Annotated in this window: 9 protein-coding genes, 3 tRNA genes and 1 pseudogene; 11 read left to right on the top strand and 2 right to left on the bottom strand. The window is 45.1% G+C overall.

The annotated features are described in order from the left end of the window. Positions 1-122: 122 nt before the first annotated feature. Entirely contained in the window at positions 123-983 is an 861-nt protein-coding gene (gene folD, locus sps_RS09250; RefSeq protein WP_077752266.1) for a bifunctional methylenetetrahydrofolate dehydrogenase/methenyltetrahydrofolate cyclohydrolase FolD, read from the bottom strand. Positions 984-1,396: 413 nt separating this feature from the next. Here folD and sps_RS09245 point away from each other — a divergent pair. The 11 genes and pseudogenes from sps_RS09245 to sps_RS09195 form a co-directional block, all read left to right on the top strand. After that, positions 1,397-1,473, top strand: a tRNA-Pro gene (locus tag sps_RS09245). A 192-nt stretch (positions 1,474-1,665) separates the two neighbouring features. After that, positions 1,666-1,742, top strand: a tRNA-Arg gene (locus tag sps_RS09240). Positions 1,743-1,750: 8 nt separating this feature from the next. Continuing rightward, positions 1,751-1,826: transfer RNA gene (locus sps_RS09235), tRNA-His, on the top strand. A 253-nt stretch (positions 1,827-2,079) separates the two neighbouring features. After that, positions 2,080-3,384, top strand: a complete 1,305-nt coding sequence (gene tig / locus sps_RS09230; protein WP_077752265.1) for a trigger factor — start codon at positions 2,080-2,082, stop codon at positions 3,382-3,384. A 90-nt stretch (positions 3,385-3,474) separates the two neighbouring features. Further along, positions 3,475-4,086 carry an ATP-dependent Clp endopeptidase proteolytic subunit ClpP gene (gene clpP / locus sps_RS09225; protein ID WP_077752264.1) on the top strand — a complete coding sequence of 204 codons (612 nt, stop codon included), beginning with the start codon at positions 3,475-3,477 and terminating at the stop codon, positions 4,084-4,086. An 84-nt stretch (positions 4,087-4,170) separates the two neighbouring features. Further along, positions 4,171-5,448, top strand: a complete 1,278-nt coding sequence (gene clpX / locus sps_RS09220; RefSeq protein WP_077752263.1) for an ATP-dependent protease ATP-binding subunit ClpX — start codon at positions 4,171-4,173, stop codon at positions 5,446-5,448. 147 nt (positions 5,449-5,595) lie between these two features. Beyond that, the gene (gene lon, locus sps_RS09215; protein WP_077752262.1) at positions 5,596-7,953 is read left to right on the top strand and encodes an endopeptidase La; all 2,358 of its coding nucleotides are present in this window, start codon (positions 5,596-5,598) and stop codon (positions 7,951-7,953) included. Positions 7,954-8,199: 246 nt separating this feature from the next. Continuing rightward, positions 8,200-8,487 (top strand): HU family DNA-binding protein, encoded by a 288-nt coding sequence (locus tag sps_RS09210; protein WP_257788645.1) that lies wholly within the window; start codon positions 8,200-8,202, stop codon positions 8,485-8,487. A 186-nt stretch (positions 8,488-8,673) separates the two neighbouring features. Next, complete coding sequence (locus sps_RS09205; RefSeq protein WP_077752261.1) at positions 8,674-10,539, top strand: SurA N-terminal domain-containing protein; 1,866 nt, start codon at positions 8,674-8,676, stop codon at positions 10,537-10,539. Between the two features lie 979 nt (positions 10,540-11,518). Beyond that, positions 11,519-13,564 (top strand): pentapeptide repeat-containing protein, encoded by a 2,046-nt coding sequence (locus sps_RS09200; protein WP_077752260.1) that lies wholly within the window; start codon positions 11,519-11,521, stop codon positions 13,562-13,564. 86 nt (positions 13,565-13,650) lie between these two features. Next, positions 13,651-13,830, top strand: a pseudogene (locus tag sps_RS09195) (hypothetical protein); the annotation flags it as partial. Positions 13,831-14,177: 347 nt separating this feature from the next. On the opposite strand, the gene fabV reads toward sps_RS09195, so the two are convergent. Further along, entirely contained in the window at positions 14,178-15,380 is a 1,203-nt protein-coding gene (gene fabV / locus sps_RS09190) for an enoyl-ACP reductase FabV (RefSeq protein ID WP_077752258.1), read from the bottom strand.

The raw sequence follows: 15,380 nt of genomic DNA, 5'->3' as shown, positions 1-15,380 counted from the left end.
GTGTCTGGAACACTTATGAAAATTTACCTGGGACGGGTATAAATCTTCGTTGTGTCTGGTCATAAATGTTCGTTATGCTTTTTAGAACCTAGAACCAACTAATATCCAAGCCTAGAACCTACCTAGACTTCATCGTGATAAGTTTCGGCAGCGTATAAGGTGTTCTCCAGCAGACTGGCTATGGTCATTGGACCGACGCCGCCAGGTACAGGTGTGATGAAAGCAGCATTTTGCGCCGCGACATCGTATTGTACATCACCCACTAAGCTGCCATCTTCGAGGCGGTTAATTCCCACATCGATAACCAAGGCACCAGGCTTGATCCAATCGCCTGGAATGAAACCAGGCTTTCCTACTGCTACCACAACAAGATCGGCTTGCCTGACTTTCTGTTCCAGATTACGGGTGAATCTATGGCAGGTGGTTGTTGTACAACCGGCAAGTAACAATTCCAATGTCATGGGACGACCCACAATGTTCGAGGCTCCCACTACGATAGCGTCTAAACCAAAGGTATCGACACCGGTAGACTTAATCAGTGTCATGATGCCCATGGGCGTGCATGAACGCAGCACAGGAATGCGCTGAGCTAGACGGCCAACATTATAGGGATGGAAACCATCGACATCTTTGTCGGGTCTAATACGCTCGATGACCTTGGACTCTTCTATATGATCAGGCAAGGGGAGTTGGACTAATATGCCATCGATTGATGAATCGTTATTACATTCATCAATTAGCGCCAGTAGCGCTTCTTCAGATGTGCTGCTGTCTAAGTCATATGAGCGAGAAAGAAACCCAACCTCTTCACAGGCACGTCTCTTGCTGCCAACATAAACTTGAGATGCCGGATCTGCGCCGACTAAAATCACAGCCAAACCTGGAGCTCTTTGTCCTGCCTCTTTACGGGCGGTTACTTTTTCTTTTAGCTGTGTTCGAATGGATTGAGCGATCGCTTTGCCATCGATTCTTTGAGCTGTCATGGGGGTAGGATATCCTTTATGGGGCGCGATAATGAAAACCGGCGTCATTTTAACAGGACAAGGCTCGAGTGTCATTTATTAAGCTCGGCAACAATCAGTTCTATAATACGGATAATTTGAGTGGTTTTAGACCCAATAGTTTGTAAAATAGCCAAGCTCACTTTCTTTATAAAAAAACCGTTGACGCATGTGAGGCTAGGGGCTAAGATGCGCTCCGTTCTCAACGAGAAGCTAGATTGTTCTCGAGGTTAGCAGAAAATTGAATGTTTACTCCTAATTACAAACATTCTTAAAATTTTCAAATGATTATACCTTCGGTAATTTGCCCAGCCGCTTAAGCATCCTTGTTTAGGATAAGAAGTGGAACAGAGGAACTCTGGTGCTCATTGCAGATGAAGTAAAAGTTAGACTTTCGGTGATTAGCGCAGCCCGGTAGCGCATCTGGTTTGGGACCAGAGGGTCAGAGGTTCGAATCCTCTATCACCGACCAAATTTATTAAAGTAGGTTGTTAACCTTCCTGCTTAAGGTCGAATAGGAACAGAGGCTAAGAGCTTCGAATCCTCACTCTTTATTAAAGAGAGTGGCCGACAAAGTTATCCATTTATCTGAAAACCAAGCAGATAAATTAGAAAGATACGTCTTTCAACGCTTATTCAGGATGTGAGAATTCTCACTTTCGAAGCGCCCGTAGCTCAGTTGGATAGAGCACCCGCCTTCTAAGCGGGTGGCCGCAGGTTCGAATCCTGCCGGGCGCACCATATCAGTGGTGATTGTAGCTCAGTTGGTAGAGCCCCGGATTGTGATTCCGGTTGTCGTGGGTTCGAGCCCCATCAGTCACCCCATTTCTTTCAGAAGAAAGTAGAAAAGCGACCTTAGGTCGCTTTTTTTACGTCTGTAATTCGCGTTTTAAGGTCGACTCTGGGATAAAGCCTAGCTATAATGTCGCGTCTTGATAATTATCAACTATGAGTGATTAGAGCCGGGATTCAGTTGTGATGGGCTTTCTAGTCAAATTTTAAGATCAAGAAACGAATACTTTAATAGTTGATCATTCGACTATTACAAAGGACGTAAGACTTATTTCGAGGTAAAACAATGCAAGTTTCTGTTGAAACAACTCAAGGCCTAGAGCGTCGCCTAACTATTTCTGTTCCTGCTGAGCAGATCGAAAAGACCGTTAATGAAGCATTAAAGAACGAAGCAAAGCGTGCTCGTCTTCCTGGTTTCCGTCCAGGTAAGGTGCCAGTAAGTGTCATCAACAAGCGTTATGGCAAGGCTATACGTCAAGATATCACTGGTGAAGTCATGCAGCGTAATTTCGTTGAAGCTATTGTTGCTGAGAAATTAAACCCAGCTGGCGCACCTACTTTCGTACCTGGTGAGTCAGGTACTGATAGCTTCCAGTTTGTTGCGACTTTCGAAATCTACCCAGAAGTAGAACTAAAGGGTCTTGATGCAATCGTTGTAGAACAACCAACTGCTGAAGTAACAGACGTTGATGTTGACGCAATGATCGAAACATTGCGTAAGCAACACGCGACTTTCGAAGCTGTAGAGCGTGAAGCTGCTGACGGCGACAAGGCGATGATCAATTTCGTGGGTTCAGTTGACGGTGAAGAGTTTGAAGGCGGTAAAGCTGAAAACTTCGAACTACAACTTGGTAGTGGCCGCATGATTCCAGGCTTCGAGTCTGGTGTTGAAGGTCATAAAGCCGGTGAAGAGTTCGATATCGAAGTGACTTTCCCTGAAGATTACCATGCTGAAAACTTGAAAGGTAAAGTTGCTAACTTCGTTATTACACTGAACGAAGTTCAAGCGGCTAACCTTCCTGAAGTTAATGACGAGTTTGCTAAGCTATTTGGTGTGACTGAAGGTGGTCTTGAAGCGCTTAAAGCTGAGATCAGTAAGAACATGGGTCGTGAACTTGAGCAAGCACTTAAAGCAAGTGTTAAAGAGCAAGTACTTAACGGCCTACTTGAGCAGAACGAAATCGACCTGCCTAAGTCACTTATCGATGGCGAAGTTGAAGTATTGCGTAAGCAAGCGATGCAGCGTTTCGGTGATCAAGCCGCTAATATGCCTGAGCTACCAGCTGATTTATTCACTGAGCAAGCAGCACGTCGCGTAAAAGTCGGTCTACTTCTTGGTGAAGTGATCAAGACTAATGAGCTAAAAGCTGAAGACGAACGTGTTAATGGTCTTATCGCTTCTATGGCTTCAGCTTACGAAGATCCAAGTGAAGTTGTTGAATATTACAACGCTAACCAAGAGATGATGCAGAACATGCGCAACGTCGCTCTTGAAGAGCAAGCGGTGGAAGCTTTGTTAAAAACTGCAAAAGTGACTGAAAAAGCAGTCAACTTTGAAGAATTTATGAACAAGGCTACACAACAAGGTTAAGCTTAGCTTGACTTAAATGGTGATTAACCATTTATAATGGCTCGTATGAGGTTCCTCATGCGAGCCGTTTTTATTTAGGGATTATAAATAATGCAAAATGCACCAGAATCAGTATTAAATGCACTAGTGCCTATGGTAGTTGAACAAACTGCTAAGGGTGAACGCTCGTACGATATCTATTCTCGCCTATTAAAAGAGCGTATCATCTTCCTGGTTGGTCCGGTAGAAGAGCATATGGCTAACCTTGTCGTTGCACAATTACTGTTTTTGGAGTCGGAAAGCCCTGATAAGGATATCTTCCTGTATATTAACTCCCCAGGTGGTTCTGTTACTGCCGGAATGGCGATCTACGATACAATGCAATTTATTAAGCCAAATGTCAGCACTGTCTGTATCGGACAAGCTGCTAGCATGGGTGCGTTTCTTCTTGCCGGTGGTGCAGAAGGTAAGCGCTACTGTTTACCCAATTCGCGAGTGATGATCCATCAGCCGCTTGGTGGTTTCCAAGGACAAGCGTCTGATATCGCGATTCATGCCCAAGAAATTTTAGGCATTAAGAACAAGTTGAATAAAATGCTCGCTGAGCATACCGGCCAGCCTTTAGATGTGATTGAACGCGATACTGATCGTGATAATTTCATGAGCGCCGATGAAGCTACAGAGTATGGACTTGTGGATTCAGTGATGAGTAAACGGGGCTGATTTTTGTCTTTGGCTGAGCTATGCTGAGTAGTAAGACGTTAAATAGAATTAAGTAGTAGTGCAGACAGCGCAAGAGGTAGTGTAATGAGCGACAACAAAAGTACCGGTGACAGTGGAAAACTACTGTACTGCTCTTTTTGTGGAAAGAGTCAACATGAGGTTCGTAAACTCATCGCTGGCCCTTCAGTATATGTTTGTGATGAGTGTGTTGAGCTCTGCAACGATATAATTAGGGAAGAGATCAAAGAGATTTCACCGAAGCAAGATCAAGACAAGTTACCGACACCACATGAGTTAAGAGCTCATCTGGATGATTATGTCATCGGGCAGGAGACAGCAAAGAAAGTCCTTTCTGTCGCGGTATATAATCACTATAAGCGGTTAAAGAATTCGAGTCCTAAAGATGGTGTGGAGCTGGGCAAGAGTAATATCTTGCTGATTGGTCCAACGGGTAGTGGTAAGACATTACTCGCCGAGACATTTGCTCGTTTCCTTGACGTGCCATTTACTATGGCCGATGCAACTACATTAACCGAGGCAGGTTATGTGGGTGAAGATGTCGAGAACATCATTCAGAAACTGCTGCAAAAATGTGATTATGATGTGGAGAAGGCGCAACGTGGCATAGTCTACATCGATGAAATTGATAAGATCAGCCGTAAGTCTGATAATCCGTCGATTACTCGTGATGTGTCTGGTGAAGGTGTTCAACAGGCACTGCTCAAGTTGATAGAGGGCACTGTTGCTTCTGTACCGCCGCAGGGGGGACGTAAGCATCCACAGCAAGAGTTTTTACAGGTAGATACCTCTAAGATTCTGTTCATTTGTGGTGGTGCTTTCTCGGGTCTTGAGAAGGTCATCGAGCAGCGTAGTCATAAAGGAACGGGTATCGGCTTTAGTGCTCAGGTTAAGGGAGAAGATGATAAAGCCACTATCTCGGAGACCTTGATGCAAGTTGAGCCAGAAGATCTGGTTAAGTATGGCCTGATCCCTGAGTTTATTGGCCGTCTGCCAGTGCTTTCAACATTGGCTGAGCTTGATGAAGAAGCGTTAGTACAAATTTTGTCTGAACCTAAGAATGCACTGACTAAACAGTTTGCAGCTTTGTTCGAGATGGAAGGCGTTGAGCTTGAGTTCAGAGCCGATGCATTGAAGGCTATCGCAGCTAAGGCGATGACACGTAAGACTGGTGCTCGTGGATTGCGTTCAATCGTGGAAAGTATTTTACTCGATATTATGTATGACCTACCTTCGGCCGATGATGTTGCCAAGGTGGTGATAGATGAATCTGTCGTTAAAGGCGAGTCTAGTCCTATACTCATCTATGAGACGAGTGAGCCACAAGCTGCCGGCGCAGAGTAAGTTTCTTAGAAACAGACTCATTTGAATAAAAAAGGAGCCATTTGGCTCCTTTTTTATTCGCTCAGTTATATATTTGTTGTTAGCCATTGAAACCAATGAATTCATCCCAATATAATCATTAGTATTATCATCAAACGGAATCGAGCTATGACACAAGAGAGTGAAGCGCGAATCGAACTACCCGTACTGCCGCTGAGAGATGTGGTGGTATATCCCCATATGGTAATTCCGTTATTCGTAGGACGGGAAAAATCTATTCGTTGCCTTGAAACGGCGATGGAGCAAGACAAACAAATTATTCTAGTGGCTCAGCGTGATGCAGAGCTTGATGACCCAAGCATTGATGACATTTTTGAAGTGGGTACCGTTGCTTCAATTTTACAGTTGTTGAAGCTGCCTGATGGCACAGTAAAAGTACTGGTTGAAGGTGGCAAACGCGCGCGCATCGAGAAATATTCAGACGAGGAGTCTTTTTTCGTTGCTACGGCCCAATATCTTGAATCTGAGCCAATGGCTGAGAAAGAAGAAGAGGTGTTGGTTCGTTCTGCCGTTGGCCAGTTTGAAGGCTACATAAAGCTGAATAAGAAGATCCCACCTGAGGTGTTAACCTCACTGTCGGGGATCGACGAAGCCGCACGCCTTGCCGATACTATGGCGGCACATATGCCCCTTAAGCTCGAAGACAAGCAATCTGTGCTTGAGATGGTCGATGTTGCAGAACGTCTTGAATATCTCATGGCCATGATGGAGTCCGAAATTGATCTATTACAGGTCGAGAAACGGATCCGTTCGCGAGTCAAGAAGCAGATGGAAAAGAGCCAGCGTGAGTATTATCTCAACGAGCAGATGAAGGCGATTCAAAAAGAGTTGGGAGATATCGATGAGTCTCACGATGAATTTGAAACTTTAGCCAAGAAGATTGAAGAGGCTAAGATGCCGGAGGAAGCCAAAGAGAAGGCGACCGCTGAGCTGAATAAACTTAAGATGATGTCACCCATGTCGGCAGAAGCGACGGTTGTTCGTAGCTATGTTGATTGGATGATCTCAGTTCCTTGGCGTCAACGCTCGAAAATTAAGCGTGATTTAACCAAGGCACAAGATGTATTAGATACAGACCATTTCGGTTTGGAAAAAGTCAAAGAACGTATTTTAGAGTACTTAGCGGTACAGAGCCGCGTTAAGCTGCTCAAAGGTCCAATTCTTTGTTTAGTAGGACCGCCAGGTGTAGGTAAAACCTCATTAGGACAATCTATCGCTAAGGCGACCGGACGTAAGTATGTACGTGTTGCCCTGGGTGGCGTGCGAGATGAGGCGGAAATCCGTGGTCATCGCCGTACTTATATCGGCTCTATGCCGGGTAAAGTCATTCAAAAAATGTCGAAAGTTGGGGTTAAAAACCCACTGTTCCTGCTCGATGAGATAGATAAGATGAGCAGTGACATGCGTGGCGATCCTGCGTCAGCACTGCTTGAAGTGTTAGATCCTGAACAAAACTCGACCTTTAGTGATCACTATTTAGAAGTGGATTACGATCTGTCTGATGTGATGTTCGTTGCAACTTCGAACTCGATGAATATTCCGGGTCCACTACTTGATCGTATGGAAGTTATTCGTCTTTCAGGTTACACCGAAGATGAGAAACTCAATATCGCCAAGCAGCATTTGTTGCCTAAGCAGATTGAACGTAACGGACTCAAACTCAAAGAAGTGACAGTCGATGATAGTGCCATCATAGGTATCATTCGTTATTACACTCGCGAAGCGGGTGTCAGAGCGCTGGAACGTGAGTTATCAAAGATCTGTCGTAAAGTGGTTAAGCGTATCTTGCTGGACAAGACACTTAAGCACGTGGACGTGAATCAGGAGAATCTCAAGTCATTCTTGGGCGTGCAACGTTGTGATTATGGTAAGGCTGAGTCGAATAATCAGATCGGTCAGGTGACTGGGTTGGCATGGACAGAAGTCGGTGGTGACTTGCTCACGATTGAAGCCACTTCGGTACCGGGTAAAGGTAAGCTTAGTTACACAGGCTCACTTGGCGATGTCATGCAGGAGTCTATTCAGGCTGCCATGACAGTGGTCAGAGCCCGTGCTGAACAGTTGGGCATCAATCCAGATTTCTATGAGAAACGTGATATCCATGTGCATGTGCCTGAAGGAGCAACACCTAAAGATGGGCCTTCTGCTGGTGCGGCTATGTGTACCGCTTTGGTTTCTAGTCTAACGGGGAATCCGGTACGTGCTGATGTCGCCATGACAGGTGAAATTACTCTTCGTGGTGAGGTATTGCCTATCGGTGGGTTAAAAGAAAAGCTGCTTGCAGCCCATCGTGGTGGAACCAAAGTCGTGTTGATTCCAAAGGAAAATGAACGAGATTTGGAAGAAATCCCAGCAAACGTGGTTGCCGATTTGAAAATTTATCCGGTGCGCTGGATCGATGAAGTGTTAAAATTGGCGTTAGAGCGACCAATTGAAGGCTTCGAAGTCGTTAAAAACACGGGCTAACGCAAGAAATTGCCCCTTTGTCGTAAAAAAAATGCAAAAAGGGGCTTTTTAAACTCGCTAGCTGTGGTAGCCTAGGTTCGTGGATAGCCCATTCTTCTCAAGCCCTTATGGCTACTGGTTTTGAGCTATTTCCAATTATATTTATCTTGCTTTTCCTAGTGAGCTTGAGTTTTAGATTCAAGCTTGTTATAAAAGCCTCCGCAGACCGCTCTAGCGAAGGATTTGGTTGCGGTGCAAAAAAATTACATTCAAGGGGATGACATGAACAAATCTGAACTAATCGAGAAAATCGCTTCTGGTGCTGACATTTCTAAAGCGGCTGCAGGCCGTGCATTAGATTCTTTCATCGGCGCAGTCACTGACGGCCTTAAAGATGGCGATAAGATTTCTCTTGTTGGTTTTGGTACTTTTGAAGTGCGTCAACGTGCTGAACGTACTGGTCGTAACCCACAGACGGGTGCTGAAATCAAGATTGCTGCAGCAAACATTCCTGCATTCAAAGCAGGTAAAGCTCTAAAAGACGCTGTAAACTAAGATCAGTTTTACTACTCTTTTTAAAGAGTTTCGTAAGATACAAGCACTGCTTTAGCAGTGCTTTTACGAATAATGAGTATGACAGGCATTAAGTAGCATAGGTTACTAATGACCTCAAGTTTACGAAAGGCGCATCTCAAACGTGATGCGCCTTTTTATTTTTAATCGCAACGAGCGAGAGAACAGATGTTAGAGAAGATTCGCGAAGGCTCACAGGGCGTGATTGCAAAAAGCATTCTGGTTCTAGTGATACTTTCCTTTGCATTTACTGGTGTAAGTAGTTACTTAGGATCATCGACAGAGGCAGCTGCTGCCACCGTTAATGGTGAAGAGATCAGTGAGTCAGCCTTGGAACAAGCCTACCAAAGTGAACGTGCTCGATTAGAGCAGCAACTGGGTGAAATGTTCGAAGCGCTAGCCGCGGATGATGCTTATCTGGCAAGTGTAAAGCAAAGCGTGTTAGAACGTTTAGTCGCTGAAAAGTTACTGGATCAAACCGCTACCGAACTTGGTCTGCGAGTGTCAGATCAGCAGATCAAGAATGCCATCATGACTGAGCCAGCATTTCAGACTGATGGTCAATTCGATAACGACCGCTATTTAGCCATTTTACGCCAGTTAGGCTATCAGGCAAATACGTTCAGAAATATGATGCGTACAGATATGACTCGCCGTCAGCTTGTGGCTTCTTTGGTTGGTTCTGAATTCGTCCTTCCAGGTGAAACGAGTTACTTAGCTAGTATTCAGGGACAGACTCGTGATGTCCGTTATCATATCGTCGATGCTAGCCCATTTGTAGCCGATGCTAAGGTGACCGATGAGCAGGCGCAATCGTTCTACAATACGAATATTGCACAATTTATGAGTCCAGAGACGCTTAGTCTTGAGTACATCGAGCTAGATGCTTCGGATATGGCTAACGATGTTAGCGTGACCGATGAAGAAGCCCAGGCTTATTATGATGAGAATAAGCAGCAGTATTTAAAAGCTGAGAAACGTCTTGCGGCACATATTCTGATTAACTTAGGCGATGATGAGTCAGCGTCAAAAGCTAAGGCCGAGGCGATTTATACTAAGCTACAAGCTGGTGAAGATTTTGCTGAACTTGCTAAAACCGAATCTGAAGATACTTTCAGTGGCGCGCAGGGCGGTCAACTAGATTGGTTCGAACAAGGCGTCATGGAGCCAGCCTTCGATGATGTGCTTTACTCATTGTCTAAAGGGTCATATTCGACAGTGGTGAAGACAAGTTTTGGTTACCATATCATCAAGCTACTTGATGTACAGCCTGGAGCCGAAGCACCTTTTGCTGATGTTAAAGATAAGATTATCGCTCAGCTGAAAGAGAAGAAAGCGGTCGACACCTACTTTGGTTTACAGCAAACACTTGCCGATGTGACTTATGAAGTGCCGGATACTTTAAGTGAAGCTGCGACTGAGCTTGGAGTCGAAGTCATGACAACACCTGTGTTCACTCGTACTAATGCACCTGCGCCTTTCGATAAGCCAGATGTGTTGAAGGCGGCTTTTTCTACCAATGTTCTGCTTGATGGCATGAACAGCGATGTGATTGAGCTAGATGCTAACCATGCCATGGTTATCCGCATCAAGTCTCATACTGCTGCAGGAACAGTGGAATTTGAAAAGGTCAAATCAGGTATTGTTGAGCGTTTGAAGCAGGAGCAAGCCAATGAAGTTGCTCGAGAGAAAGCTCAAACCTTAATGAGTTCTTTCGATGATGCCGAGTCGAGTGCGGAATTTGTTACTCAGACCAAACTTGGACGTTTCGATCAAACTATCGATGCCGCTATCAGTAATAAGGCTTTCCAGATGGCTCAACCTGCGGGTACTGCAGTTGTTGATACCGTCGCGCTAGCGAATGGTTATGCCGTTGTTGTGTTAGATAAGGTCAATGCAGCTGAAGGTATCGATGACAACTTGCTGAGTGCTCTTGAACAACGTTTAAGTGCCCAATATAGTGAAGGTGATTACCGAGCCTTGATTGCGACATTAAAAGCTAAAGGCGAAGTGGTATACAGTTCTGCGCAGTAATAAACGCATAACGAGTTTACTCACTTAAAGGAAAGGTCAGTATTAGCTGACCTTTTTTATGTCTGGAACATTTATGCCTGCCCCCATGGATGGAGTAGGGCAAGTATTTATGTCTGGCCATAAATGTTCCATTCATTTATTGGCATTTCCACCATCAAAGTTTGCTAGCCTTCGAATGAAGACTGGTTACATTTTCTGTTTTAGCCTCTGCTGATTTTGTATTGGGTAGTTTGTTCGAAGGTCATACTTTCAATGTAACCTACCGCCTGGCCGGCGAGGCATGTGTAGTTACTTCTGCTACACGCCGGCTGTTGATTTCACAAGAGTCATCCATGGAGGCTCGACGATAGCGTCCATGCCATCAACATCCGCAGCCGTATCGACACTGAGGTTTTCACAAGCAGCCTATCTTTTCAGTTTGGGTTTATTGCTAGACTTCGTAACTCACCTCTGCCTCAAACTTTGTTAGCCTTCGAATGAAGACTGGTTACATTTTCTGATTGAGCTTGTGGCATCGTTGATATTTGGAAGTGTGTTTTAAGGGCAACCCTTCATGGTTATCTAACGCTTCCTAGCGGGGGGTTATGCAGTTACTTCTGCGAGTCGCTGTAAATATGTCCCTATACGCTCTGCGGCTTCATCTGCACAAGAGTTTAGTGAAGATGCTGATGTGAATGATATTGTATGGGAGCGCTTTAGTGCACAACAGCAAGTGGATGAAATAAATGAAATATGGCCACCTTGATAGCGTTGATGAAGCTTAGGGGCTAGGTCATAGGAGCTTGTGACTACATCAAGCAGGACACGAAATGCAATCGGTTGCTTATTCTCATGAGAGGTTGACTAAAACGACACCCTGATTCACTATCATAAAGGATAATGACGCCCTGCACGTCCAGAGGCTTAGGGATAGCCCATTATTACAACTTCATAAAAATCTACAACTTTATAAAATCTGTTTCATTATAAGGAAAATAACGTGCAGACTATCAATGATTACCACAGCAAGTTTAACGTGTTGTTAGCGTTAACATTTTCTCTCTCCTTCGTGACAGCTTGTGATAGCAACGACAATGATACTCAAATACAATCAGACCTTTTAACCGAAAAGGACTTTGCGAATAATAGTCGCTTACGTGCTAACCCTGAACAAGGTACCGTTGCTTTATTTCTTGAGCCACCTTCAGCAACTGTAGTGGGTGACTCTAATGGCGAGTCAGGCTCCGATCTCATACCCTACCATTATTCGCGTCCCCTCAAGCATACATTTTGCTATGAAGATGGTAACAGCAATTCAAATCACTCTATGGTGCTTAACAATCGCAGTGGCGATGAAGTGCTGAGCATTACAGCCAATGATGAGTGCGTATCGGCAGTAATACCTGCGGGGGAATATCAGCTGGTACTGACCCACGGTCAGCACGTAGATAGCACTGATACTACCTTCTTAGTGACGACGCCTGATAGTGGTTCGCTGTCAGAAGTAAATAGCGTTAATTATTCGATTGTTTCCAAACTACTGACTACTATTGGCAATGCCCTGATAAGCCCAGCTTATGCAGACACTGCAGATGATAATGTGACTACGCTTATTTCCACCAACGCATGTAAGAATTGTGATTTGTCAGGCGCAGACTTGGATAATGCAACACTCACATTTGCTGATCTTTCCGGCGCTGATTTAAGTGATGCCATATTAACCAATGTCGACCTTTTTGAATCCACGCTCACTGGAACCAACTTTAGTGGCGCCGATATGAGCAACGGTGACTTTCGTGGTTCGGAAATGACGTATGCAGATCTTAGTAATGCCAATTTGAATGGGGCTTCTTTTTCCAGCGCTCAATTATCCCCTGCGGACCTTGATAAAGCGGCTGTCACGGATACGGATTTTGATAACGCCAACCTTGTTGGCGCGACATGGATAGACGGAGGCATTTGCGATATCACCTCTGTTGGCTTTTGTAATTCAACAGCGGTTGCCGAGTCAGACCCGTGCGATTCTGTTAAGCAGGATGTTACCGATGATGGCAACACCGTCTATAAGTGTTTATTGCCAGCCGTTGATAAGGAAGTTTGTACCACCGAGTATGGTGGTGTTGATGGTGCCACGCCAATAATAAGCTGCGAAGCAAAAGATACTTCAGAGTTGGTTACGTCTGTTAATCTTGTTGATATCTTCAGCCAGGTTAGCTCATCCTTTGATACCACTCTGGACAACGACACTCCTATGGCCATTTTAGCCTGGGGGGGAGAAGGTGGCATTGGTTCTAGTGGTGGACTCTGGACCTCTGGTGGTGATGGCGGTAAGAGCGGTTTTGCATCGACAGTCACAACGTTATCTCATTTCCTAGACGATTATGGGCAAACATCATTCAATTTCTTCATCGGTGAAAATGGCACTCTGAGTAATGTCTATGGTGACGGAGGCTCTTCGACACTGGTCATGATTGCAGAAAGTAGCCCTGCTTCACTTGAAGACGATGTCATACTTATTGCTGGCGGTGGCGGTGGCGGCGACTCTTCTGGATGGCTTAATGATGGCACTGATGGCGGCGAGGGTGGCGTTGCGGCCTCATCAATCATAGGTCATGGAACCATTGGCGTAGGCCAAGCCATTATCAGTGTATCCGACGGTGGCAGCACAGATGAATGGGGGAATGGTGGAAATGGCGCAAATGACGGCAAAGATGGCATTGGTGGTCAAGGTGGACAAGGGTATTTAGGGCTTAATAGTGAATGGGTAAATGGCGATCCTGGGGTCGGTTCGGACGGCAGGGGCGGTAATGCAGATGATAGCTTTAGCGCTTCTGGCGGCGGTGGCGGCGGAGGTGGTTATGGTGGCGGTGGTGCTGGCGATGATGGAGCAGGAGCCGGTGGCGGAAGCTGGTCGATCATTCCTGCCACCACCTGTAATAGCGCGCCCACTCAAGATACGGCACCTTCAAATCCTGGTTCATCAGGTGATGACTTTGGCAGTAAAAATGGCGCTGTTGAAGTTTGGATATTTCCAAAGGGCTGTTAATCACAGATAAAACAAGCTGAGGACGGGGAATTTTTTCAGTTCTCAGCCTGTCGATACTGCTGTAGTTGATACAGTTGCATTGGCTATTGGCTATTGGCTATGCCGTTGTCGCTCTTGATAAAGTTTATGCAGCGGAAGGCATTGATGACAATTTACTTGGCGCTCTTAAGCAACGTTTAAGTGCCCAATACATTGAAGGTGATTACCGAGCCTTGATTGCGACATTAAAAGCTAAAGGCGAAGTGGTATACAGTTCTGCGCAGTAATAAACGCATAACGAGTTTACTCACTTAAACGAAAGGTCAGCATTAGCTGACCTTTTTTATGTCTTTTTTATAGCTGCCCAGGGTCAAAGAGGTTCCCTACCTCTCTTGGCATTTCCTACATTCCTGTAGGTCAGATGGAATAAATCTTCGTTATGTCTGGCCATAAATGTTCCATTCATTTATTGGCAATTCCGCCATCCTTGGCAGTCAGGACATTTATGATGCTGGGACTTGGGACTTGGGACTTATAGGCGCAGCTAATTTAATTAAAAAAAATGCATCACTTTGAAGTGATGCATTTTTTAAAGACTTAACTAATTAGGATGAAAAATCCCTTGAGTATTTGTCTAAATCTGTTCGACGTCGAAGCTGACTTCTGGGTTCACATCTAGTTCATAATCCACAGACTCTATGCCAAAACCGAATAATTTAAGGAACTCTTCTTTATACTCACGGTAATCAGTAAGCTCTGATAAGTTTTCAGTGGTCACTAATGGCCATTGATCGCGACAATGCTGCTGGATCTCTTCACGTAGTTCCCAGTCATCTAAGCGTAAGCGGTTAGCGTCATCGACTTGTGGCGCCTCACCATCTTCACGGTACAAACGCTCGGCAAACATGCGGTTGATCTGCTCCATACAGCCTTCATGCAAGCCTTCTTCGCGCATCTTCTTAAATACCATGGCAATATATAGAGGCATAACCGGAATAGCCGAGCTTGCTTGAGTGACAACGCTCTTGAGTACTGCGACATTTGCGCTACCGCCTGTAGCTGATAACTTGTTATTTAAGGCGTTAGCCGCGCGATCTAAATCCATTTTGGCTTTACCTAGGGCACCATGCCAATAGATAGGCCATGTTAGTTCTGTACCGATATAGCTGTATGCGACTGTTTTGCAACCATCTGCCAGTACGCCAGCATCTGCAAGGGCTGCTAGCCAAAGTTCCCAGTCTTCGCCGCCCATGACTGTGACTGTGTCTTGGATCTCTTGCTCGCTGGCGGGCTCAACACTGGTTTCGATAATAAGGTCTTTATTCGTGTCTACTGCGGTAGCGGTATAAGTCTCGCCAATAGGCTTGAGTGCAGAGCGAATAAGTTCACCTGAATCGGGCAATTTACGTACTGGAGAAGCCAGAGAGTAGACAACCATATCGACTTGACCTAAGTCGGCTTTAATGACGTCGATGGCTTTCTGTTTTGCTTCATGGCTGAATGCATCACCATTGAGGCTCTTAGAATATAAACCTTCAGCTTTAGCCAACTTATCAAAGGCTGCTGAGTTATACCAGCCGGCGGTGCCAGGCTTTCTTTCTGTTCCTGGTTTTTCGAAGAATACACCTAAGGTTGCAGCGCCACTGCCGAATGCGGCAGCAATACGAGAAGATAGACCATATCCACTCGAAGAACCGATAACTAATACTTTTTTAGGGCCGTTCTTTAACGTACCTTTAGCCTTAGTAGTATTGATTTGTTCGAGTACATTAGCTTCACAACCAACAGGGTGAGTAGTGGTGCATATAAAGCCACGTGTTTTAGGTTTGATTATCAT

The sequence above is a fragment of the Shewanella psychrophila genome (assembly GCF_002005305.1).
Classification (GTDB): Bacteria; Pseudomonadota; Gammaproteobacteria; order Enterobacterales; family Shewanellaceae; genus Shewanella; species Shewanella psychrophila.
The sequence above is the reverse complement of the archived record's forward strand: the minus strand, read 5'-3'. Positions and strand labels throughout refer to the sequence as shown.